The following is a 23,325-nucleotide window of genomic DNA, read 5'->3' on the forward strand; positions in this document are numbered from 1 at the left end:
ATTTTTTGTTTTCCTCATTGACAACTGCAATTATATGAACGCAAAGTAAAATGCAAAATCGTAACCTTGTAAAATCTTTGTAAAAAGCTCCGGGTAAAAATCTTTGACCTGCATCTCAAATATCGTTATAATGAAGCTATATCTGATTCTACTTTTAATGAAATAACAGGAAAGGTACTTATTATTATGAGAAAAATAACGATTATGAACACAGACCTTGAACTTTCACCTATGGGAATGGGATGTGTGAATGCCGGGATCAAATGGGATGGCGAGGATGCTTTCAGGATTTTTGATGCTTTTCTTGATATGGGTGGTACTGTTTACGATACTGCCCGTGTATATTCTGACTGGATCCCATCTGAGATCGGACGCAGCGAACGTGTCCTTGGTCAGTGGCTCCGCCAGAGTGGAAAGCGTCACGACATCGTCCTTCTCTCCAAGGGCGGTCATCCGGATATGACTCCCTCTGTCCCGGATATGCACGCTTCCAGGATTTCTGCCGAAAATATGCGTAAGGATCTGGAACTTTCTCTTACTGCACTTGGTACAGATTATATTGATATTTATTTTTATCACAGAGATAATGAGGCGATTCCTGCCGGAGAACTGATCGAGATCATGGAAGAATTCCGCAAAGAAGGCAAAATCCGCTACTACGCATGCTCTAACTGGAGCACTGCCCGCATGAAAGAAGCAGATGCTTACGCCGCTTCCAAAGGATATCGTGGATTTGTCGCAAACGAAGCTCTGTTCAACATTGGTTCTGCTTCCATGCGTCCGCTCGCAGATGATACCCTGGCTGTCATGAATCAGGAAATGCAGCAATATCATGTCGAAAATCCGCAGAATCTGGCTATGCCGTATATGTCCGTTTGCAGTGGATTTTTCCACAAATTATATGCAGGCGGGGCTGATGCTGTGAGAAATTCTGAATACTACACTTCTGAGAATCTTAAGGCTGCTGAAGGGCTCCACGGACTGATGGAGGAATACCAGATTTCTCTTACACAGGCAGTCCTTGGTTATCTCACCTGCCGTGATTTCACCTGCCTGCCGCTCTATGGACCGAGAAATGCAGAGGACCTCAGGGAAGCAATGGAAACCTTCTCTATTCCATTCCTTAAAGAATATTATCCGGAAGTATAATAATATAGAAAGAAAGCCCGCAGTTCCATTCTCTTCTGAACTGCGGGCTCTGTTCTTTTATTTCAGACCATACCGTTTACTGTTTTGTACTTATACAGCATTTCTGCGTGATTCTGTTCTTCTACCTGGATATCAGCAAGCAGCTTACGCACGCCGCTGTCACCGAAAGCAAAAACTTCTGAATTATATTCTCCTGATACCAGTTTCTCTGTTGCAATACAGTCTGTTGCCAGAAAAGCATCCTGCTGTTTGTCCTCCGGGGAACTCATGGCTGTGTAGGTTGCTTTTGGCTGGTAATCTCTTCCGTCACTGTCGTTGCAGTTGCACTGCGGCACTTCGCCGTTCAGTACACGTTCCAGTGAATCGTAATGCTCTCTCTCCTTCTGCTGCAGCGTCTGGAAAAGATTTTTCAGTTCAGGATCTTTGGCCTGCTGTGCATATCTTCCGTATTTCTCAATACAGCTTTTTTCCTGTGTCTGTAGATCCTGGATCGTTGTGCGTTCTTTTTCTTTTAATATCATCGTATCTGCTTCCTCTCTTTCATTTTGCAATACGATGACAGTATCTGCTGTGGTGGGGGATTTTATGCGTTTTTTCCAAGGATAATTTTAATAAGAAGCTTATCCAGCATGATCGTGCGGTTCCATGGGTTGAGGATCACACCTTCGATTCCATCGGTCCGGAGTGCGGTCTCAAACAATTTGTCGATGTCCGTCAGAAATGTGGATTTGACGCTGCCGCCGCCTTTCAGTTCTTCTTCAAAGCTGGTAAATGCTGCCCACCAGTTTCTGCCATCATCTGTTTTGATCGCTTCCAGACGGATCTGGTCGCCGCCTTTTGGCGGTTCTACCGCGATGATGAGCTGACCGCCTTCTTTCATTCGGCGGCGGATCACGGTAAGAGCATGCGCCAGCATCTCCTGCGTGGTTTCCTTTTGAAGCCCTGCAATTGCCTCTTCTATTTTTTCGTTGCCCTGTAAGCCTTTGTCTGTGTTGTTGTTCATGTTTCTTTTCCTTCTTTTTATATAATTACCTGGTAGTTACAAAATATTTTTTAATTCTTCCAGTTTGTAAATGATGTGATCTGCCACTTTTCCACCATTCTCTCTCGTATTCATGGACTTATCCCCAGAGTGCACAAACCAGCATGTGGACATTCCATATGCCTGTCCACCGGCAATATCTGCTGTCAGAGAATCTCCGATCATCATACATTCTGATGGATGAATTCCGGAAAATTCTTTCATGCATCCATCAAAAAACTGCTTTCCCGGTTTGTCTGCACCAATCTTTTCTGATACAAAACAATGCGAAAAATATCTGAGCATATCTGCACTTCTGAGACGGTTGATCTGCTGATCATAAGGGCCATTACTTGCGGCACATAAGAAGTAATCCTTTTTATATAGATATTCCAGAATTTCTTTCGCACCTTCTACCGGAACGGCGGTCAGATGAAGCAGTCTGCGGAATTCTTTTTCCATCTCTACACCATCCGCCTGCAATCCAAGATGTGCAAGGATCGCCTGCCAGCGCACATAAAAGAGATTATCCATTGTCAGTTCTCTACGCTCAATCTTCTGCCAGATCTTGTTATTTTCCTCTGTAAAAACAGAAAACATTTCCGTTCTGTATTCCAGTCCTGCCTTCTGAAAACATTGCTCCATCCCCCACGCAGCCCCCGCGTCAAAATCCAGCAGCGTATTGTCAATGTCCAGAAAGAGGACTTTTATCTCATGGTTCATATTGTCTTTCCTCTTGACTTTTTTACATTTACCATAACATATATCCTCTATGTTTCCAAGAAAAAAAAGAGCTGGCGCTTCACGATTTTTTAATCGTTGAAGCGTCAGCTCCTTTCTAAATCAATAATCAAAATTATCAATATTGGATGTTACAAACAGGGAAAAATCTTCGTCCATATCTACTGTCAGAAGAGTATCATTGTTTACAAGTCCACTGAATGTACCGCTGAATTCCTTTCCATTAAAGATCTCTCCAGAAATCTTTACTTCTGTGATTCGTCTGTCATCTGGAAGGATTTCTGCTGTCTCAGAGCTGCTCGTTCTGATGTTTCCAACCTCAAGTTCTTTATCTCCATTGTAGGTTACGTGTATATTTTCCAGGGTAAAAGCTGTACTGTTTTTGATCGTGATGTAAGACGCTTCTGTGTCAAATGCCTGAACGACCTTGGATTCCCTTGTACTTACTGTACAGAAAGCAATGAATGCAACTGCCAGAAGTAATGCTAAAATCTTTGAATTTTTCTTCATGAATACTCATCTTTCCTTCTATTATTTTAATTTTTTGTTTTATTGATACTTGTATTGAATCAAAAAATCATTATACATGCTATATGTACTATCATAACACTTCACAGAACATTTTCCTATTCACGAAATAGACAAAATCCCACACCAAATATCACCGAAAATCGTAAAACATGAAGTATTTTTAAGATTCTGTAAAATGTCCGTCAAACCTCAGTAAATGCTATTGTTTTCTGAAAATTACGGTGTTATACTTCACAGCGTCAACTGTGAACGAACAATCAGGCCTGTGTATCTTTCCAGTTTCATTACATTTTTACTATATTTCCCTTATGCTAAAGGAGTTTAAATTATTATGAAAAGAAAATTGATCGTCGGCTTTTTAGCTCTCTGCTCTATCACAACTGCATGTCCTTCCGTTTACGCTTCCACTGAACATTACACAGACAGCAGCGTTACCGGTGCAGATTCCGGATGGTCTGACTGGGATGCAAACTGGGCAGATACAGCCGCTGATTTTACAAAAGTTTCCCTTACCCCTGGTGCTGATGATACACAGCTCAACTTCGCATGGTACAGCGAAAAAGGTGACAGCGATGCCACTCCTGCTGTACATTTTGGAACTGATAAAGATAACCTTGAAACATTTGAAGGTACTGCCGGTGATGTAGATCAGGATCTTACCGGTGACAAAGCCTATGAATATAACCACGTAACTGTAACTGGTCTTGAACCAGAAACAACCTACTATTATACAGTAGAAAAAAATGGCCAGCAGACAGACGTATGCGAATATAAAACTCAGAAAACAGATACCGTAAAAATGCTCTATGTCGGTGATCCGCAGATCGGTGCTTCCAAAGGCCAGACTCAGAACGGCGCAGAACTGACAAACGAATCCGGTGCTGCCAACACTGCTGCTGAGAACGATGGTTTTTCCTGGAACCGTACACTCAATACTGCTCTTTCCGAGAATCCGGATGTGAACTTCGTTATCTCCGCAGGTGACCAGGTAAACAAAACAGGTGAGGCAAAAGAAGAAGAGTACGCTTCCTATCTGAGTGCAGATGCTCTGAAATCTCTTCCTGTAGCAACAACGATCGGTAACCACGATTCCCTGAATCCTGATTATTCCTATCATTTCAATAACCCGAATAATACCGAAAACGGCAAAACAGCAGCTGGCGGCGACTACTACTACAGCTATGGCAAAGGACTTTTCATCGTTCTGAACACCAATAACTACAATGTTGCAGAACATCAGAACACCATCGAAGAGGCAGTAAAAGCTTACCCGGATGCAAAATGGCGTATCGTAACCATCCATCAGGATATTTATGGTTCCGGACTTGACCATTCCGATACAGATGGTATGATCCTCCGTACCCAGCTTACTCCTGTATTCGATGCAAACGATATCGACGTTGTTCTTCAGGGACACGACCATACTTACAGCCGTTCCAAAATGCTCTACGGAGATGGTCAGACCCACGGAAAATATGAGTTTAGCCTGAACGCAGACGGTACAGACTATGACTGGGATCACGCTACAAATGTAGATACCGGTGACCAGATCGCACTTGCTCCGGAAGAAGGCGATACAGACGCACAGACCGCTCTGGATGCTTTCCATGAGGACAACAACTGCTATACCATCGAAGATGTAGAAGGAAATACCGTTACAGATCCACAGGGTATCCTCTATATGACAGCTAACTCCGCTTCCGGTTCCAAGTACTATGAGTTGCTTTCCACACAGCAGGACTATGTTGCAGCCCGCAGCCAGAACTGGCTTCCAAGCTACTCCGTGATCACAATGACTGCTGATTCCTTCTCCATTGATACATATCAGATCACTGATGACGGTAAAGCAGAAGCTATTGATGATACCTTTACAATCCAGAAATCCGGTACAGATACATCTGCCGACACCACAGATGCTGCTGAAACGGAATCCGATGACTCAGCAAACTAAGGATTCCAAAATCCTATGACTCACACCAGCTTTACCGGACTACTTTCCAGAAAAAAAGTGGTCCGGTATCTTATTTATTTACTATTTGTCTGTGTGTTCGCTGTTTTTGTCTTCAAGCTTAATCAGGTTGAAAAAACAGAACTGGTCGTCCGGACAGGTCAGACATTTGAAAAAGCAGAAGTCACAGAAATCCTTCAGGATAATCTCAATTCCAATGGAACCCGTGTCGGTGAACAGAAAGTGCGTGTAAAAATGCTCACCGGCGCACGAAAAGGTGAGAAACTTGATGTCACCAGCAGCTCCGGTTATCTTTTTGGCGCCGCGTGCACGGTAGGAATGAAAGTTGTTGTCATGCAGAGTGTTGCCGGCGAGACCACGATCGCCAGCGTTTATTCTCAGGATCGAGAATGGGTCATTTATATTTTTGCCCTGCTCTATCTTCTCGCATTGTGCGTCATTGGCGGCAAGCAGGGAATCAAAGGATGCCTTGGACTGATCTTCACTTTTTTCTGCGTGATCTTTGTCTATCTTCCGCTTGTGTATCTACGTTTTTCTCCGTTCTGGGCCGCTGTTTTTATCTGTTTTCTCACCACACTGGTCACTATGTACCTCATCGGCGGTCCTACAAAAAAGACCTGCGCAGCGACACTTGGCACACTGGCAGGCGTTGTTCTGGCCGGTCTTTCCGCCTGGTGCTTCAGCAAAGCATCCGGGATTTCCGGTTACAATGTATCTGATATCGAGACACTTATGACTCTCTGGAATACCAACCGCATCCAGGTAGGCGGACTTCTTTTCTCCGGGCTCCTGATCTCGTGTCTCGGAGCAGTTATGGATGTCGCCATGTCGATCAGCAGTGCCATTGATGAGATCTACAAACAGAACAATTCCCTGACTCGAAAAGAACTGTTCAAAGCAGGCATGCGTGTCGGAAGGGACATGATGGGAACAGACAGCAACACCCTGATCCTCGCATTCGCCGGAAGCAGTGTCAGCACACTTCTTCTGGATTACGCCTATGACCTTCCCTATCAGCAGATCATCAATTCCAATAACATTGGTATCGCGATCATGCAGGGCCTTGCCGGAAGCTTCGGCATCGTGCTCTCCGTTCCGCTGACAGTTCTGATCTGTACGGTTCTGTTTCATAAAAATGAAGCGGTTTCGCAGGTATGATCATTTTTCCATATTTTATATAAAAAACTCTCTACTTCTACTATTTACATACATAAATATTGGCGTTAAAATAGAACCATTGGGTCAGAATCTGTCTGGCCCTTAATTAAACTTTATGTAGAGGGGAAAATCGAAAATGAAAGAAAAAGGAAGTAGTTTTTCCGGATCGATCGGCTTCGTTCTGGCGGCTGCCGGAAGTGCCGTTGGTGTGGGAAACATCTGGAGATTTCCATATCTCTGTGCCAAGGACGGCGGCGGATTATTTCTGCTGGTCTACCTTGTTCTGGTACTGACTTTTGGGTTCGTACTGCTGACAACAGATGTGGCGATCGGACGAAAAACAAAGAAAAATGCACTCCGAGCCTTCGAAGCTCTCAATCCGAAATGGAAATTTCTTGGTAAGCTGACATTTCTTGTGCCGACACTGATCATGACCTATTACTCTGTCATCGGCGGATGGATCACAAAATATTTTGTTACCTATATTATCTCTGACGGAACGGATGCCGCTGCGGATGGATATTTTACATCATTTATCACATCTGACATTGCACCGATCGTATTTATGCTGGTCTTTCTCGCACTGACTGCATGGATTGTTTTCCGAGGTGTAGAAAAAGGAATTGAAAAATTTTCCAAGATCATCATGCCTGGGCTGATCCTTTTGATCCTGATCATTGCAATCTTTTCACTGACACTGACACATACCGATGCAGATGGAACTGTCCGCACGGGACTGCAGGGACTTGCTTTTTATGTAAAACCTGATTTCAGTGGACTGACTGTAAAACGTTTCCTGGAAATCCTTCTGGATGCGATGAGCCAGCTTTTCTTTTCCTTAAGTGTTTCCATGGGGATCATGATCACTTACGGATCTTATGTCAAAAATGAAGTCAATCTGAACAAGGCAACAAACCAGATTGAGATTTTTGACACTGGTGTTGCTTTTCTTGCAGGAATGATGATCATCCCGGCTGTATTTGTATTTCTTGGCACAGACGGTATGGCTTCCGGACCAAGCCTTATCTTTATCTCACTGCCAAAAGTATTCGACGCCATGGGCATCTTTAGCCGTCCGGTAGCAATTGCATTTTTCCTGATGATGGGTTTTGCTGCGCTGACTTCCTGCGTTTCTGTCATGGAAACTCTGGTCGCAAACTGCATGGAACTTTACCACAAACCGCGCAAAAAAATGTGCGGTGCTGTCGGTATTTACTCCCTGATCACGGCTGTTCTGATCTGTCTTGGATACAACAAACTGTACTTCGAACTGAAACTTCCAAACGGTTCTGTCGGACAGCTTCTTGATGTTATGGACTACATCAGCAACAGTTTCCTGATGCCTTTTATCTCACTTCTGACCAGTATTCTGATCGGATGGGTGATCGGTCCGGACTGGATCGTAGGAGAGGTGGAACGAAACGGAGAACACTTCAAACGTGCCGGTCTTTATCGCTTTATGATCCGTTATGTTGTACCGGTTGTTATGCTGGTTCTGTTCCTGGTATCTACCGGATTTGCTGATCTGATCTTTTAAAAAAAGTCCCCCGGGCAATAAACCCGGAGGACTTTTTTATACAGTAATCTTGAACCAGTCTTTTTCTTCGAAATCAACGACGGTACAATCGTTTGCATAGGTGCATTCCGGAAGAATAATCATTGCATGAAGTTCATCATTATTCAACGGAAGCGGACAGAGGTGCCAGATCGCTGCGTTGATCTTGACCATGCATCCCTTTGGTACGATGAATGCCTTGGCAAGTTCCGGGACTGGTGTACCGCCAGATGCCGGTGCTACATGAATGATCATGTCATCATCCAATGCTACGATTCCTTCCCACGTGGTTGTGTGATATTCTGCCATTTTGATAATCCTGTCATCCTTGCGGACTGTGATCGGAGAAAACGCGATACTGCCTACACAGGTTCCGGAAATACGGTCCGGATAAAACTTATGGATCTCGCCTGATAATGGATATCCCTCCGGTTCTGTCATATTGCAGAATGTTCCGTATGGAGCAAAATCTGCTGCATTGATCTTGACTGCTTTTACTTCTCTCATTGTAAAAAATCTCCTCTTTTTTAATAAAAACCCCATTAATAATTTCAATAAACTCAGTATAGCATAGCACTGTCATGTCCTCAAGGTTAAGTAAATACTGAGTTGCGGCATTCTTTTACGGTTGATATAATCTATAATATATCCTAAAACGCTATTCACAAATTTACTCATACAAAGGAGGCTTCAAATGATCCTAGAAGTTTGTGTTGACTCTGTGGAATCCGCTGTAAATGCAGAACTTGGCGGTGCTGACCGCATTGAATTATGCGGTGACCTGATCGTGGGCGGGACCACGCCCTCACTTGCTTTATACGAAAGAATACGCGAAAAGATCAATATCCCGATCCATGTGCTTCTCCGTCCGCGATTCGGAGATTTTCTGTACAGTGAAGAGGAGATTGAGATTCTGACACGACAAGCGGAAGCTTTTTCCAAAGCCGGTGCTGATGCTCTGGTGATCGGATGCCTGACCGCAGATGGACAGCTTGATACAGAGGTATTAAATCGAATTATGGATGCAGGAAAAGGTACTCCATATAATCTACATCGTGCTTTTGATATGTGTCGTGATCTGGATGAAACACTGGAAACTGCCCGAAAACTTGGCATTGTTTCTATTCTTACTTCCGGCGGAGTTGCTTCTGCTCCTGATGGTATTCAGACTCTGAATCGTCTGAAACAAAATGCCGGAAATGTTGATATCATGGCAGGTGCAGGAATAAATTCTCAGAATCTTTCTTACATGCTGGAACACTCCTGTCTGACTGCGTTTCATATGTCCGGAAAGAAAGTTCTGCCAAGTCAGATGAAGTACCGTAATCCACATGTAAATATGGGAATGCCCGGATTTTCCGAGTATGAAATCCTTCGCACAAACACAAAAGAAATCCAGAAAGCGAGGGCTGTTCTGGATTCCTGGAAGTAGATGATTACGATGTTTTACCAGAATCTGTCAGATTCCAAAATACTCATTTTTCTGCCAGTGCATGCTCGTAAATCTCACGGTCAAGGTCTTTGAAGACATTGAAGATTACTTTCTTTACGCTGATTTCCTGCTGCAAAAACTCACGCACCGTATGTACTGCAATCTGTGCCGCACGTTCTTTCGGAAATTCAAGTTTGATTATAGTTTACAACCTGAAGTTGACTTTAGGTCAAGAGGAAATTTTGTTTTGTTGTTTGTTTTGTTTTTATTTCACATAACATAAATGCTACAAATAACTTTTTCACTTTCATAGTCCATTTCATGTAGCAGCTTTGCTTTTCGTAGAGACAGCCCATCCAGCCTGCACTCTTTGTATCACACTGCCATCGCGTGCATCGATCGTAAGAAGTGGAACGCCAGCGTCATCCATAGTCACGTTTCCTATAACAGGCCCATCCCCTGCTCCATTTCCATACTCATACTCCGGTTCTTCGGATGTCCATGTTCCATAGAAATCCCACACCGGGATCAGGATTGCTTCTGTGTCATTGTCTCCGCTCTGCATACGCATATAGCCCAGCTGAACCTTAGTTATGGTCATCTCCGCACTCTGTGCATCGATGGATGGATAACGATAGTCACTTCCTCCATCGACAGAAATCAGTCTGTTCTTGTCTTCTGTCATGATCTGCAATGTGATCGTTTTTTCAAAAATGTCTTTAATCTCATCAAAAGGAAGTAAAAACAGCCCTTCATCTGAAATATTCGATGTTTCAATAGGATTTCTGTGTAAAAAGCTCTGAATTGTCCCACTGCAAAAATCCATCGTCAGTACTTCACTCTCCCATCCTTCGGACTGTCCTTCATGAAGTGTTCCATCTTCGTTTTCCCATTCGAGAGCCTGCTCATTAACAGGCAAAGATGTCTCTCTCACATAATTAACCGGGATCCCGTCTATCATCCGTTCAAAAATAAAATCATCTTTTTCCAAAGTAGTACTTCCTTCGGTAAGTTTTTTTGAGAAGCTTTCAAATATCTCCCAGTCCCCGGAAACAAGACTTGGTACCTTATCTTTTGCTTCTTTTTCAGACACTTTGCCGCTTCCTGCTTTTATATAATTTTGAAAACGTTCTTCCCTTTCTTTTTTCTCACTCGGTGCCAGGGTCATATCTCCACAATCGTCAAAGATAAACTTTGCGATCCGAAATCCAAGTTCCTCCACATCAGATTCCTGTTCACTCTTTGTATAAGAGTACCGATAGGTCAGTCCATCTACTGTATACGTCCCTGCCTGTTCATTCTCATTGTTCTCTTCCTGCACGGGCTGTCCTTTGCCGAATGTGTCTTTTATCTTATTCTGTTCCTCTTCAGAAATCAGCACTCTCTTTACTTTTTTTAAACAGATTGCATCTACATCTGGCACTTTTACCGGTGCATCCGCTGTCAAAGTAAACTTCATCGGATTTTCTTTATCCTCCCGCTCCGCTGATCTTAAGTCTGCCTGGATCGTTGCCTGATAAGTTTCCGGTGCCCCTACCTGTTCTGCAACTGTTTTCTGAACTGTTTCCTTGTTTTCTTCTTTTTTCTGGTCTGTTTTATCCTTTTCTTCCACAACAGCAGACTGGACAACACTGTCACATCCTGATACCACTAAAAGATTCATACACAGAACGGCTCCCATGAACATTTTTATTTTTTTCATCACTTCCCCATCCTTTCTTATCCATATTAAAAAGGTACCCTCTTCTTGTAGGAAAAGAGTACCATATTGCCTTTCTAATGTATTCATCAAAATGTAAACAACTTGTAAATCAGAAGACAACCCTTACCGTTGTCCCCTCTCCTGGCTGGCTTTCAATCTTCAGCTTTCCACCATGGATCTCTGCCACCTTCACACAAAGTGCCAGTCCAAGCCCGGAGCCGCCTTCTTTACGGCTTCGTGATTTGTCCACCATATAAAAGGCATCTGTGATCTTTCCCAGTTCTTCCTTCGGAATTCCTATTCCTGTATCAGACACCTCAAATATCTTTTTTCCAGATGTTTCATATGCCTTTACCAGAATACTTCCGCCGGCATCCGTGGCCTTTAGGGCATTATCGATCAGGTTTACCAGAAGGCTTTCCATCAAGGCAGGATCCATCTTCATGGAAAATGCTTCATATTCCATTTTTAGCTGCACCTTTTTCTTCTCTGCCTGTTCCTTTTCCATATCAATGACATGATTTAAAAGGTCCCCTGCCGGAGTCATTTCCATCTGTATGGTGTGGTTCTGATAAAGTCCCAGCAACTGTAGCATTTTCCCCGAAAGAGCCTCCAGACGTTTCCCCTCACGGTTAATGTGTTCCAGTGCCCGATCTTTCTGTTCGTCTTTTAGCTTTACATGACGCAGGGTATCTGAATAACCAATAATGGATGTTAACGGTGTTCTCATTTCATGGGAAAGTGCTCCCATAAGCAGTTCCTGTTTCTCTGCCACCTCCTGCAGTTTCTCCATCCGTTCCACAGTCCTTTTCATCATCATGTAAATAAAAAGACCGGCAATCAGAAACACTGCCATATAGATACCCGCAAACCAGACCGCTGTCTGCCTCAACTCTGTAAAGAGTTCCGTGACTTCCCGGACAGAGAGGACATCATATCCTTCTGGTTTAGATAAAGCCACTTTTTGAAGAAGAAGGTACTTCTTCCCCAATTTCTGTATCTTGTAAGCATATGGATCATTTTCATTCTTCAAGCCCAGATTTTCAATTCCTACAACTTCATAATCTGTCAGATTTTCAATAGCAGCATTGCTTTTCTTATCGATCAACGCCATGCCAGCTCCACAGCATCGTTGAAACTGAAATCCCATATAGGCTTTCTTTCCGGTCTCTGACATCTGTTCATATTTGCTGTTATCCCAAAATTGTTCCAGTAGCGCCTTCCCATTTTCCAATTGTCTCCCGTATGTCTCAGCGGCATTATTTAAACTTCGTTTTCCTGTGACAAAAACGCTTAGTGCGCCCACCGGGATCAGCGCGCACAATAAAGTTACCAGCATAAGAAGTACTGTCCGTTTCCACAGCTTCATACCTATTCCTCCAGACGATATCCAAGCTTCGGGATTGTCTTGATCTCGTCATAAAGTTCCAGTTTTTTTCTAAGCTGTCCGATATGAACATCTACTGTTCTACTTTCTCCCAGATAGTCTTCTCCCCAGACCCGTTTCAACAGTTCTTCCCTTCCAAGCGCAATGTTTTTATTTTGGAGTAGCAGCACAAAGAGGTCGTATTCCATTGGTTTCAAACCTACCGGAATTCCATCCTTTAAAACCTGGTGACTTTGCACATCCACCATAATATTTCGGATCGTCAATATTTTTCTGGCTCTTCCGGTCCTCTCCAACACTTTCTCCATGCGTACCAGAAGTTCCAGCATCTCAAATGGCTTTACCATATAATCTTCTGCACCCAGCCTTAATCCCTTTACCTTGGACGCAACATCATCCTTTGCGGTCAGGTAGATTACCGGAAGATTCCTCCTTTTAAAATCCTCCATCAGTGCAAACCCGTCTTTCCCCGGCAGCATGATATCCACCACTGCCAGATCTGCATCCTCATGCCATAAGAGCAGCCGCTGAGCTTCTTCCCCATCATAAGCTGCCACAGTCTCATACCCTGCCGCTTCCAGATTCATACACAACAATTCTGAAATTGCACGGTCATCCTCAATCACCAAAATTTTATTTTTCATTCCCGCAGCCACCTCTGGTACTTTTTCTACAGTATAGCTTTTTTTGCATCCTACGTCTACATGGCATTCTATCCTATATCCGTTTTCTCAGAGATCAGTGCTTTCATTTCTTCGTACTGTCGTTTTTCCACCAGGATTTTGTTTCCCTGTTTCCGGATCAGGCCTTGTTCTGAAAGTGTTTTGACTGCGCGGTTTATGCTTTTCAGACACATTCCGGTTTTATCTGCCAGGCTCTTCTGGCCTTCTTTTACACAAAGAATTCCATCTTTCTGATATTGCTCATAATGGTAAACAAGCAGCAGACATAAACGATCCGTCCCTTTCATCAGGAGAACGATGCGCTCATTTCTTGCCTGTTCCAGCAGATATTCGCCTATCAACTTGCTTTCGTATTTCAAAGCCTTTATATCTGAATACATCCACTTCTCGAACATTGCTCTTGAAATCTTCACCGCAATACTGTCGGTCACAGTTCGAAGTGATGTTTTGTACACATCCAGGTCCATGATGAATTCCATTCCGCCAAATGCATACATTTTTTGGAACTGCATAAAATCGTAGCTGACTCCAAGCACGCGATAATCTGTGGCTACGATCAGTCCCTCTACGATAAAATAGATCGTGTCTGCCGGATTGTTTTCTCTGATAAATGTTGTCCCTTTTTTTATTTTTTCTACGACCAGTGAATCAATAAGCCAGTCAGGAGCAGTTCGAAAATATATTTCAAACTGCTCCCTCTTTTCCTGGCTTAAGGCTTTCAAAAAAGGACACTTTTGATATAAATACCGTTCTCCCATGTTCTTTTCTCCAATCAGAGCCACAGGGACGGTGTTTGTGCCACAAAACACCGTCCCCAATGGTTCACGCCAAGTCTTTCAAAATTGATTTTCCAATTGTGCCCTCTGGCATCTCCACGCCGAAGTTCTCTGCAATAGTCGCGCCGATCACACCAAAAGTATCCTGGTTCTCGATTGCACCTGTTTCCTTCATCTTCTTTGAATATGCAACAAACGGCACATATTCTCTGGTATGATCAGTTCCGGTATAAGTCGGATCATTTCCATGGTCTGCTGTCAGGATGAGAAGATCATCTTCTCTCAGTTCATCCATGAGAGCTCCCAGGCCTTTGTCAAATTTCTCGATCTCATGGCCATATCCTTCCGGATTTCTTCTGTGTCCCCACAGGGCGTCAAAATCTACCAGATTGACAAAACAGAGTCCGTGGAAATCTTCTTTACAGATTTCAAGCGTCTGCTGCATACCATGAACAGAACTGTCGGAATGGTGCGTCTCTGTGATTCCTTCGCCACAGAAAATATCATTGATCTTGCCGACACCGATCACATCAAGTCCTGCATCTTTTAATGCATTCAGCGCTGTTCTGCCAGTCGGTTTGAGTGCATAATCATGACGGTTACTGGTTCTCTTGAACTCGCCTTTTTTCTTTCCGACATAAGGTCTGGCAATAACTCTGCCGACTCTCCACTCATCTTTCATGGTCAGTTCTCTGGCGATCTCACAGCAGCGATACAGATTTGCAAGATCAAAAGTCTCCTCATTTCCACAGATCTGCAGTACAGAGTCAGCAGAAGTATAGACGATCATCGCTCCTGTATTGATTTCTTCCTCACCAAGTTCCTCGATGATCTCTGTACCGCTGGCACTCTTATTTCCAATGACACGCTTGCCACATCTCTTCTCCAGCTCATCGATCAGTTCTTTTGGAAATCCTGTTTCTGTAAAAGTGATAAATGGTTTCTCTGTGTAAATTCCCATCATCTCCCAATGTCCAGTCATGGTATCCTTGCCATTGCTGGTCTCGCCGATTCGCATATAGCGGCCCAGTGGCTTCTCTACACCTTCCATATTTCCACCTTTATGCAGATTCAGCATTCCAAGTTTCTGAAGATTTGGAATATCCAGTTTTCCCATCTTATCCAGGATATGTCCAAAAGTATCCACACCTTTGTCACCAAATTTTTCAGAATCCGGCATTGCGCCGATTCCAAGTGAATCCAGAACGATCACAAATACTCTCTTATAAGTTTCCATAAATATTCCTTTCTGCCTGTCCGGCTTATGCCTCCCCCAGATTCGCTGGTCCGAATCCAAGCGGAAGATTTTCAATGTTGCATCCGGTATAATACTTACCATTCTTTGCCAGAAGTGCCGCGCCTACATGAAAGTGTGAATATGGTACATAGGAATAATCAAGCTGTCTGATCGCCAGGTCTATCATTTCTTCAATCTGTTTCTTTTCCATTATTTTCCCTCGCCTTGTCTGCACGGATCAGTTCACGGATCGCCTGTACTGCAACCTGGATTGCCTTCTCTGTGTCATGTACTACCGGGTTTTCCAGTCCTAATTTTTCTCTTTCCTGATTTGCAAGTACCAGGAAACAGGAGCCTGCACGTACTCTTAAATGGCTTGCCACTACGAAGAGGGCAGCGGATTCCATCTCAGAAGCAAGGCAGCCGAGGCGTTTCCATGCTTCCCATTTGTTCATCAGTTCATAGCTGACCGGTTTTGTTTCCGGCTCATGCTGTCCATAAAATGCATCTTTACACTGAACTACACCTGTATGGAATTCGCAGCCCTCTTTCTTAGCTCCTTCCACAAGGGCATTAGTCACTTCCAGGTCTGCTACCGCCGGAAATTCGATCGGTGCATACTCTTTGCTGGTTCCCTCCATACGAATAGCACCTGTTGCAATGATAACATCTCCGCTCTTTACTTCTGGCTGCATTCCACCACAGGTTCCGATACGTACAAAAGTATCTGCACCGCAGCGATAAAGTTCTTCCATTGCAATAGAAGCTGACGGTCCGCCGATTCCGGTGGAAGTCACGCTTACCTTTACTCCGTCCAGAGTTCCGGTATAAGTCACATATTCACGATTGTCTGCCACAAAAACCGGATCATCAAAATATTTTGCGATTTTTTCGCAGCGTTTCGGATCTCCCGGTAAAATAACGTAACGTCCGACTTCTCCCTTACCTACCTGGATATGATACTGTTTGCTTGCGTCTTCTGAATAATTTTTCATGTTTTTTTCCTCTCTTTCCGGTAACTATATATCCTGTTTTCATTTCTTTTTGTTTTATCTCTGTCCCTTGTCGTATGGGATTCCTTCTGCCTTTGGTGCCCTTGATTTCTGTGAAATAAAAGCAAGCACGATAAGAGAAATAATGTATGGCAGCATATTATATAAGCTGCTTGGAAGTTTTAATGCTACAAGTGGTGCAAATCCGGTGTACACATTTGACAGTGCGCGGAAAAATCCAAATAACAGTGCTGCCAGTCCAATGTTGACCGGTCTCCACTGACCAAAGATCATAACTGCCAGTGCCAGGAAACCGAATCCTGCTACACCATTTTCAAATTTCCATTCACTTACACCTGCAGTGATGTAGACCAGACCGCCAAGACCGCCAAGTGCACCTGAGATCAGTACACCTGCATAACGCATCTTATAAACAGAGATACCTACGGAATCTGCTGCCTGCGGATGCTCTCCACATGCACATAAACGAAGACCAAACTTTGTCTTATATAATACTACATGTGAGGCAATGATTGCCAGTACAACAAGCAGCATAAACCAATTAAATTCAAAATCTCCGATCTTTACCAGAAATACCTGTTTCGCCTGACGATATACTACGGTAGAAGATACGTTATCTGGATTTTCTGCCACATTGATTGCTCTTACGATAACAACTGCCGCTGCTGTTCCCATTAAGTTCAATGCTGTTCCAACCAGTGTCTGATCTGCATTGAAGTGGATCGCCGCAACTCCAAGGAACAGTGAAAACACCATTCCGACCAGAACACTTGTCAGCACGATCAGGATGAATAAAACGATTCCTGGTGTTGATGCCGGAATAAATTTCATTGCCAGAGCACCACCGAGTGCTCCCATTACCATAATACCTTCCAGACCGATATTAATTACACCGCTGTGCTCAGAAAAACAGCCTCCAAGGGCAACCAGAGCCAGAACGGATGCAAAGATCAATGTGTACTGAACTAATAATGTCATATTATTTCCGGCCTCCTTCCTCTACTTTTGCATTTCTTTCTTCTTTTTTGTCCAGGTAACGGTTAAACCAGATCTTGAAGAAGAATACAAACGCACACAGATAAATAATAAACGCTGAGATCAGATCAGAAATCTGTGTACAGTATGTTGTTGTATCTACATAAGTACCACCGCTGGTAATATGCTGGATAAAATAAGATGCAAAAATTGTTCCGATCGGGTTCAGGCCTCCAAGAAATGCCGCTGCGATCCCATTGAATCCCATCCCCGGCACACTCGTCTGCTGCACCATCCACTGTTCAATTCCGCTTAAGTAGAAGATTCCTGCACCAAAGCCTGCAAGACCTCCGGAGATCATCATAGTAACGATGATATTTCTTTTTTCACGCATACCGCAGTATTTTGCAGCCAGTTTATTGATTCCTGTTGCCTTTAATTCAAAACCGAATTTTGTTTTCTGCAGCACGACCCATACAATGATCGCTACGATAACTGACATCGGTACACCGATCGTCATATATTTATTGTGAAACAGTTCATTTAATCCGGCTGTCGGAAGCATTGCGCTCTTGTTGTAGCTGAATAATAATTTTGTATATGGTGTAGAACCATCCTTTACCTGTGATAATAACATATTAATGCTGTAAAGAGAAATCCAGTTTAGCATAATACAGGAAATTACTTCATTTACATTCAGATATGCCTTTAATGCGCCTGAAATCCCGCCTATAAGAGCAGCCATAACTACTGCTGTTATCAGGCATACATACCACGGCATGTTAAACTTTAATGCCATATACAGGCATCCGCCTGCACCGATCACATACTGGCCTGCAGCACCGATATTGAACAGGCCTACTTTGTAGGCAAATATAACAGATAATGCACACATCAAAAGTGCAGATGCTTTTATCAACGTCGTTCCAAAATATTTCGTCGCCGCTGCGGCATTCGGATAATAGAAAAAGTTTTTCAAGATCGCAGTGATCGCTTTTCCTGCTCCGGCAGGTGAAATGATCAGCAGTACGACAAATCCAATGATAAAACCTATGATAATACAGATCAGAGATGCCAGTACCGTCTGAAATCCATTATTTCTCAGAAATTTCTGTTTTTTATCCATTTTCTTTTGTCCCCTTTCTCTTCGAACCTGCCATGTATAATCCAAGCTCTTCCACGGATACTTTTTTCGGGTCAAATTCTCCGACGATCTCGCCCTCATACATGACCAGAATGCGGTCTGAGACATTCATGACCTCATCCAGTTCAAGACTTACCAGTAATACACCTTTTCCTGCATCACGCTCAGCCACAAGCTGTTTGTGAATGTATTCGATCGCACCGACATCCAATCCTCTGGTCGGCTGTACTGCGATCAGGAATTTCGGATCTTTGTCGATTTCTCTCGCGATGATCGCTTTCTGCTGATTTCCTCCGGACATGGAACGTACTGTTGTGATCGGTCCCTGACCGGAACGGATATCGTACTGTTTGATCAGACGATCCGCATACTTTCTGATTTCTTTTCTCTTCAGGAAACCGAAGCGGTCTGTAAACTGTGGTTCGAAATAACGTTCCAGAACAATGTTGTCTTCCAGTGAATAATCAAGTACCAGGCCATGTTTATGCCTGTCTTCCGGAATATGGCTCATGCCGGAAGTGATACGTTTGCGGATCGGCATATTGGTAATATCCTGACCATTCATTGTGATCGTTCCTTCTTTTAATGGTTCCAGTCCGGACAGACCGTATACCAGTTCTGACTGGCCATTTCCGTCAATTCCTGCTATGCATACGATCTCTCCTCTTCTGACATCAAAAGATACATTATTTACAGCATTATTCTTATGCTGTTTTGATGCAACCGTCATATTTTTTACGCTTAATACAACATCTCCTGTTTTGGCCGGCTTTTTGTCGACAATAAAGTTTACATCTCTTCCAACCATCATTGCGGAAAGTTTTTCCGGAGTAGTATCTTTGATATCTACGGTTCCGATGTATTTTCCTTTTCGAAGAACGCTGCAGCGGTCTGCTACTGCCATGATCTCAGCCAGTTTATGAGTGATAAACAAAATGCTCTTTCCCTCTGCCGCCAGATTTTTCATGATCACCATGAGCTCCTGGATTTCCTGCGGAGTAAGTACTGCTGTCGGCTCATCAAAGATCAGGACTTCATTATCACGATACAGCATTTTCAGGATTTCCGTTCTCTGCTGCATACCCACGGTGATATTTTCGATCTTTGCATCCGGGTCAACGGCAAGTCCGTACTTCTCAGACAGCTCTACTACTTTTTTTCTTGCTTCGTCTTTCTTAAGGAAGCCACCTTTTGTCGTAGTTTCTACTCCAAGCATAATGTTGTCCAGTACGGAAAAGCATTCTACTAATTTAAAATGCTGATGGACCATACCAATTCCAAGTTCATTGGCATCATTCGGGTCCTGGATCTCAACTTTTTTACCGTCTTTGTGGATCTCTCCTTCTTCCAGCTGATACAATCCAAACAAAACACTCATCAGCGTTGATTTTCCGGCACCATTTTCTCCAAGCAGTGCATGGATCTCACCTCTTTTTAGCTGAAGTGTAATATTGTCATTCGCTACAATACCCGGAAAGCGTTTTGTTATATTTAACATCTCAATAACATACTCGCTCATTATTTTCCTCCTTTATTTCATCGCTTATTATTCCTGTTATTTAATGCTGCCGTAATCGGTCGCTGTGATATCTGTTTCCGGGAATGTTGTGCTGTCACTTGAGACTTCATATTCTCCGTTGTACATTCTCTCTACCAGTTTCTGATAATCTTCTTTTGTAAAAGTATCATCCCACTGTGTCGTCTCTTCCGGAAGCTGTACATAGTTTTCAGCCGGATCCGGTGATTCCATTCCAAGGTTTTCGATCTTTCCTACGTACTCATCCCATTCGTCATTCAGGATCGCATCAAGTACATTGTCAATGGTGACCTGCAGGCCTTTCATCGCAGATGTCACGGTCAGTCCGTCTTTGTACTCATTGATCGTTACTGACTGATCCAGGTCAACACCGATTACTTTTCCACCGGTCTTGACTGCCGCCTCTGCCGCTGAAGTATAGATACCTCCACCACAGGCAAATACGACTTCTACACCTTTTGATCCATACCAGGTATCCATGTAAGCTGTGATATCTGCATCTCCATAGAACTGTCCGCCGCATACATATTCGACCTGCACTTCATCGGTAATTCCAAGTTCTTTTGCCGCTGCATCCGCGCCCTGTACGTATCCGTATCCATAACGGTTGACCGCCGGAACAGACATTCCTCCGAGGAATCCCAGATGACGGTAGCCAAGCATTACTGCCGCATAACCTGCCATAAATCCAGAAAGCTCTTCCTGATAAGTACAGCAGTATACGTTATCTTCGTTGTAGTAATCGGTCACATTGTAGTGATCCGGATTATAGTCATATCCTTCTCCGATACCTTTTTCGCAGATATCACCGGCACTTACGTCCAGTGCCAGAAATTTAACTTCTGGATAAAGATCCGATTCATCGATCACAGTCGGGGCAAATACGTAGCCGGATAATACGATCACATTCGCGCCATCCGCTACTGCCTGATCCACACTTGCTGTTCTTGCTTCATCGGAGTCACTCTGTGGTTTGTAATAGTTGAATTCAATATCGTTTTCTTTTCCCCATGCCTTACATGCCTCGTAAGTCATCTGATTGAAGCTCTGGTCGGTGATATCACCAGAGTCTGTTACCATTGCTACTTTCATTTTTTGTTCAGAAGCATCAGCCGCATTTTTGTCCTGTGTACTTCCGCATCCTGCCAGCGATCCAGTAATCGCTGCTGCTAATAATATTGCCATTATTTTCCGTTTCATTATGGCGTCTCCCTTCATGTTTTTTTGATTTTGTCATCCGCATTTGTTAGTTCAAAGTATAAGCGGCGTTGGTCCTTTTTTCATAGGACACATGTCTTTTTTTAGAAGTGCTTTCGATATTTCGTTGCTTTTTGATAATTTGCTGCGTTGGTTTTTAGTTATTTTATACAATTGAGGATGCCTGATTTCCACAAAAAAAATCCTTCTGATATAAAATCAAAAGGATTTTTTTAATAAACATTTTCTCAATGTGTCAGGTCCTTCACCCACTTATACTTCCGGAAATGGTGAAGCACCCAGGGCAGTTTGCCGACTTCATCGATGCAGGTACAGGCATAAACGACCACAACCGGCCAGTGGAAGTAATATGTTCCTGCAGCTGCCAGTGGGATTGCGAGGCACCACATACAGACGGCAAGGCTGTACATATCAAATAAGGTATCACCGCCTGCACCAAAGATTCCGTTGATCGTCACGTCATTGACCGCACGCCCGATCATATAAACTGGATCTGCGTCGCCAGCGACACCGCTGACATATAGTTCTGATCCATTCCGCCAAGCATAAATGCATCTGCAACAGCAACCAGTGCCAGCATCAGATTCTGCAGCACGATCGGCAGCATCAGCCCCCATAATTTGCTATAAAATATTTTCTTCATACGCAATCCTTTTATCTTTTACTTCTTCAATGATATCATCCAAAAGTACAGGCTTCATTTCATGTGCGTCTAAACACACACAATACATATAAGGGTGTTCTTTATAAAAGTGTTCTTTCTGGTGAGTATGACCATATAAATTAATAAGAGCGGTTCTTACAGGTTTGAGCCTCTCATGGGCAAGTGAACTACTCGGCAACAAGTTACCAGAGCATCTGAAATCTGGCGGGATACCGCCTTTTTTCAGGGTGCGTCCATGGCACCAATACTGCTTGCCTTTCGGCTATACAGCTACTTTTATTATTTCTGGATTTTTTAGTCCGGTTACGGACAATTCTTTTTGCTTCCCGGATACGGAAAGATATTTCCGCAGGATATTAAACGCGCCTACTGCATCTGCGTTAAATCTTACTCCGTCAGTTATATACATACCCCGCTCTTTTCGGTTTGATGATTCTGCATATCTCTTTGATATTTCCGGTGAAAACGGGCTGCACTGGCTGGTATAGCTTTCCTCTTGTTTTATCAATTGAATCCCATACAGTTTCAACTTATATTCCAGCATGATATACAGCCTGTTATATGGCAGTCCGTGAAACTTCTGGTTGGTCTTGTGTCCCATATCTTTTTCTTTGCGGATATTTCGGATGTCCCCCACAACCACACAGCGGATATCTTCTTTTCTGCAGTATTCTGCAATCCATCTGGTCACTTTGTGAAGATAATCCTTTACTGCATTCTGCTTTTTCCTGTAAAGTCTCTGGATATGTTTCGATGATTTTGGATATTTTATTCCTCTTTCCGATTGCTGTGCATACCATACAGACTGAACTCTGGCGATTTCTTTATGAAAATATCTTTCCAGAGAAAGATACTTTCTTCCCAGAATAAAAGCCCTGCCATTTCCAGAATCATAACAGGTCATCAGATTATGAAGTCCCAGATCAATAGATAAATAATGTCCATTCTGAGAAATCTGTTCCGGCTCTTCAATCTCATAGATAACAATAAGGTCACATTTTCCGTTTTCCGGTGGATAGATCCGCAGCTGTTTTATATGATCCATGTTCCTGAAAATCTTATTTTCAAGATATAGAAATTTTTCATGGATCCCATATGTTTCTTCCATGTAGCTTTTCAGATCCTTTGACAGAGACAGACGCAGCTGGTCTGAACCTTTCTCATGCCGGATCCCCATCTGCATGTATGTGACCGGTATATTATCCTGTTTAAAACGGGGCGGATTTGGATCTTTGATCCCTCCAGTCTTTTTCAGGACATAAAAAGATTTCCATGCTTTGTCCAACTGCTTGCAGGTCTCCTACGCTGTCTGTGATGGTAGCTGTCTGTACCACAGATCTCCTTTATGTACTTTTTTCTGATAATACCAGTCAAGATACTTTTCCAGTCCCAGTTCTTTATAATGATGGCGTTCATAGTTGCAGACATTCCAG

Annotated in this window: 23 protein-coding genes and 1 pseudogene; 5 read left to right on the top strand and 19 right to left on the bottom strand. The window is 43.3% G+C overall.

Features of this window, described 5'->3' with window-relative positions:
* Positions 1-186 precede the first annotated feature (186 nt).
* Positions 187-1,149 carry an aldo/keto reductase gene (locus DWX28_RS03635; protein WP_022214108.1) on the top strand — a complete coding sequence of 321 codons (963 nt, stop codon included), beginning with the start codon at positions 187-189 and terminating at the stop codon, positions 1,147-1,149.
* Positions 1,150-1,211: 62 nt separating this feature from the next.
* On the opposite strand, the gene DWX28_RS03640 is transcribed toward DWX28_RS03635, so the two are convergent.
* The 4 genes from DWX28_RS03640 to DWX28_RS03655 all read right to left on the bottom strand — a co-directional run bounded on the left by DWX28_RS03640 (position 1,212) and on the right by DWX28_RS03655 (position 3,421).
* Positions 1,212-1,670: a ferritin-like domain-containing protein gene (locus tag DWX28_RS03640; RefSeq protein ID WP_022214109.1), complete on the bottom strand. Its 459-nt coding sequence runs from the start codon at positions 1,668-1,670 to the stop codon at positions 1,212-1,214.
* Positions 1,671-1,732: 62 nt separating this feature from the next.
* Positions 1,733-2,152 (bottom strand): SseB family protein, encoded by a 420-nt coding sequence (locus tag DWX28_RS03645; protein WP_118251857.1) that lies wholly within the window; start codon positions 2,150-2,152, stop codon positions 1,733-1,735.
* Between the two features lie 36 nt (positions 2,153-2,188).
* Positions 2,189-2,893 (bottom strand): HAD family hydrolase, encoded by a 705-nt coding sequence (locus tag DWX28_RS03650; protein ID WP_118251858.1) that lies wholly within the window; start codon positions 2,891-2,893, stop codon positions 2,189-2,191.
* Between the two features lie 120 nt (positions 2,894-3,013).
* Positions 3,014-3,421, bottom strand: a complete 408-nt coding sequence (locus DWX28_RS03655; protein ID WP_118251859.1) for a DUF5300 family protein — start codon at positions 3,419-3,421, stop codon at positions 3,014-3,016.
* 352 nt (positions 3,422-3,773) lie between these two features.
* Between DWX28_RS03655 and DWX28_RS03660 the strand changes: the two genes are divergently transcribed.
* From DWX28_RS03660 to DWX28_RS03670, 3 genes are all read left to right on the top strand, one after another.
* Positions 3,774-5,393 (top strand): purple acid phosphatase family protein, encoded by a 1,620-nt coding sequence (locus DWX28_RS03660; RefSeq protein WP_118251860.1) that lies wholly within the window; start codon positions 3,774-3,776, stop codon positions 5,391-5,393.
* Between the two features lie 15 nt (positions 5,394-5,408).
* On the top strand, positions 5,409-6,569 hold the full coding sequence (locus DWX28_RS03665) for a YibE/F family protein (RefSeq protein ID WP_118251861.1): 1,161 nt from the start codon (positions 5,409-5,411) through the stop codon (positions 6,567-6,569).
* Positions 6,570-6,705: 136 nt separating this feature from the next.
* Positions 6,706-8,106 (top strand): sodium-dependent transporter, encoded by a 1,401-nt coding sequence (locus DWX28_RS03670; RefSeq protein ID WP_118251862.1) that lies wholly within the window; start codon positions 6,706-6,708, stop codon positions 8,104-8,106.
* Positions 8,107-8,142: 36 nt separating this feature from the next.
* Here the strand turns inward: DWX28_RS03670 and DWX28_RS03675 are convergent, their stop codons facing one another.
* Positions 8,143-8,631 carry an ureidoglycolate lyase gene (locus DWX28_RS03675; RefSeq protein ID WP_118251863.1) on the bottom strand — a complete coding sequence of 163 codons (489 nt, stop codon included), beginning with the start codon at positions 8,629-8,631 and terminating at the stop codon, positions 8,143-8,145.
* 187 nt (positions 8,632-8,818) lie between these two features.
* Here DWX28_RS03675 and DWX28_RS03680 point away from each other — a divergent pair, with 187 nt between their 5' ends.
* The gene (locus DWX28_RS03680) at positions 8,819-9,556 is read left to right on the top strand and encodes a copper homeostasis protein CutC (protein ID WP_118251864.1); all 738 of its coding nucleotides are present in this window, start codon (positions 8,819-8,821) and stop codon (positions 9,554-9,556) included.
* A 319-nt stretch (positions 9,557-9,875) separates the two neighbouring features.
* Here DWX28_RS03680 and DWX28_RS03690 read toward each other — a convergent pair whose 3' ends face one another.
* From DWX28_RS03690 to DWX28_RS03750, 14 genes and pseudogenes are all read right to left on the bottom strand, one after another.
* Complete coding sequence (locus DWX28_RS03690) at positions 9,876-11,258, bottom strand: DUF6034 family protein (protein WP_118251865.1); 1,383 nt, start codon at positions 11,256-11,258, stop codon at positions 9,876-9,878.
* Positions 11,259-11,367: 109 nt separating this feature from the next.
* The gene (locus tag DWX28_RS03695; protein WP_118251866.1) at positions 11,368-12,627 is read right to left on the bottom strand and encodes a sensor histidine kinase; all 1,260 of its coding nucleotides are present in this window, start codon (positions 12,625-12,627) and stop codon (positions 11,368-11,370) included.
* A 2-nt stretch (positions 12,628-12,629) separates the two neighbouring features.
* Positions 12,630-13,289, bottom strand: coding sequence for a response regulator transcription factor (locus DWX28_RS03700; RefSeq protein ID WP_118251867.1), 660 nt, complete (start codon positions 13,287-13,289; stop codon positions 12,630-12,632).
* A 68-nt stretch (positions 13,290-13,357) separates the two neighbouring features.
* A complete protein-coding gene (locus tag DWX28_RS03705) occupies positions 13,358-14,086 on the bottom strand; it encodes a Crp/Fnr family transcriptional regulator (RefSeq protein WP_022214122.1) in 729 nt (242 codons plus the stop codon).
* 64 nt (positions 14,087-14,150) lie between these two features.
* Entirely contained in the window at positions 14,151-15,341 is a 1,191-nt protein-coding gene (locus DWX28_RS03710) for a phosphopentomutase (RefSeq protein WP_022214123.1), read from the bottom strand.
* A 25-nt stretch (positions 15,342-15,366) separates the two neighbouring features.
* Positions 15,367-15,552, bottom strand: coding sequence for a cytidine deaminase family protein (locus tag DWX28_RS03715; protein ID WP_022214124.1), 186 nt, complete (start codon positions 15,550-15,552; stop codon positions 15,367-15,369).
* On the bottom strand, positions 15,533-16,336 hold the full coding sequence (udp, locus tag DWX28_RS03720) for a uridine phosphorylase (protein ID WP_022214125.1): 804 nt from the start codon (positions 16,334-16,336) through the stop codon (positions 15,533-15,535). Before udp ends, DWX28_RS03715 begins: the two co-directional genes overlap by 20 nt.
* 54 nt (positions 16,337-16,390) lie before the next feature.
* Positions 16,391-17,332, bottom strand: coding sequence for an ABC transporter permease (locus tag DWX28_RS03725; protein ID WP_022214126.1), 942 nt, complete (start codon positions 17,330-17,332; stop codon positions 16,391-16,393).
* A 1-nt stretch (position 17,333) separates the two neighbouring features.
* Positions 17,334-18,455 carry an ABC transporter permease gene (locus DWX28_RS03730; protein ID WP_118251868.1) on the bottom strand — a complete coding sequence of 374 codons (1,122 nt, stop codon included), beginning with the start codon at positions 18,453-18,455 and terminating at the stop codon, positions 17,334-17,336.
* Positions 18,448-19,992 (bottom strand): ABC transporter ATP-binding protein, encoded by a 1,545-nt coding sequence (locus tag DWX28_RS03735; RefSeq protein ID WP_118251869.1) that lies wholly within the window; start codon positions 19,990-19,992, stop codon positions 18,448-18,450. The genes DWX28_RS03730 and DWX28_RS03735 overlap by 8 nt, the downstream gene beginning before the upstream one ends.
* Before the next feature lie 36 nt (positions 19,993-20,028).
* Positions 20,029-21,210, bottom strand: a complete 1,182-nt coding sequence (locus DWX28_RS03740; RefSeq protein WP_118251870.1) for a BMP family lipoprotein — start codon at positions 21,208-21,210, stop codon at positions 20,029-20,031.
* Positions 21,211-21,455: 245 nt separating this feature from the next.
* A pseudogene (locus DWX28_RS03745) lies at positions 21,456-21,713 on the bottom strand (MATE family efflux transporter); the annotation flags it as partial.
* Complete coding sequence (locus tag DWX28_RS19500) at positions 21,707-21,871, bottom strand: efflux protein MATE family (protein ID WP_022214131.1); 165 nt, start codon at positions 21,869-21,871, stop codon at positions 21,707-21,709. The pseudogene DWX28_RS03745 and the gene DWX28_RS19500, both read right to left, overlap by 7 nt.
* Positions 21,872-22,154: 283 nt before the next feature.
* Positions 22,155-23,177 (bottom strand): RNA-guided endonuclease InsQ/TnpB family protein, encoded by a 1,023-nt coding sequence (locus DWX28_RS03750; protein WP_243002318.1) that lies wholly within the window; start codon positions 23,175-23,177, stop codon positions 22,155-22,157.
* Positions 23,178-23,325: the final 148 nt, after the last annotated feature.

Source organism: Blautia sp. AF19-10LB (assembly GCF_003461245.1).
GTDB lineage: Bacteria > Bacillota > Clostridia > Lachnospirales > Lachnospiraceae > Blautia_A > Blautia_A intestinihominis.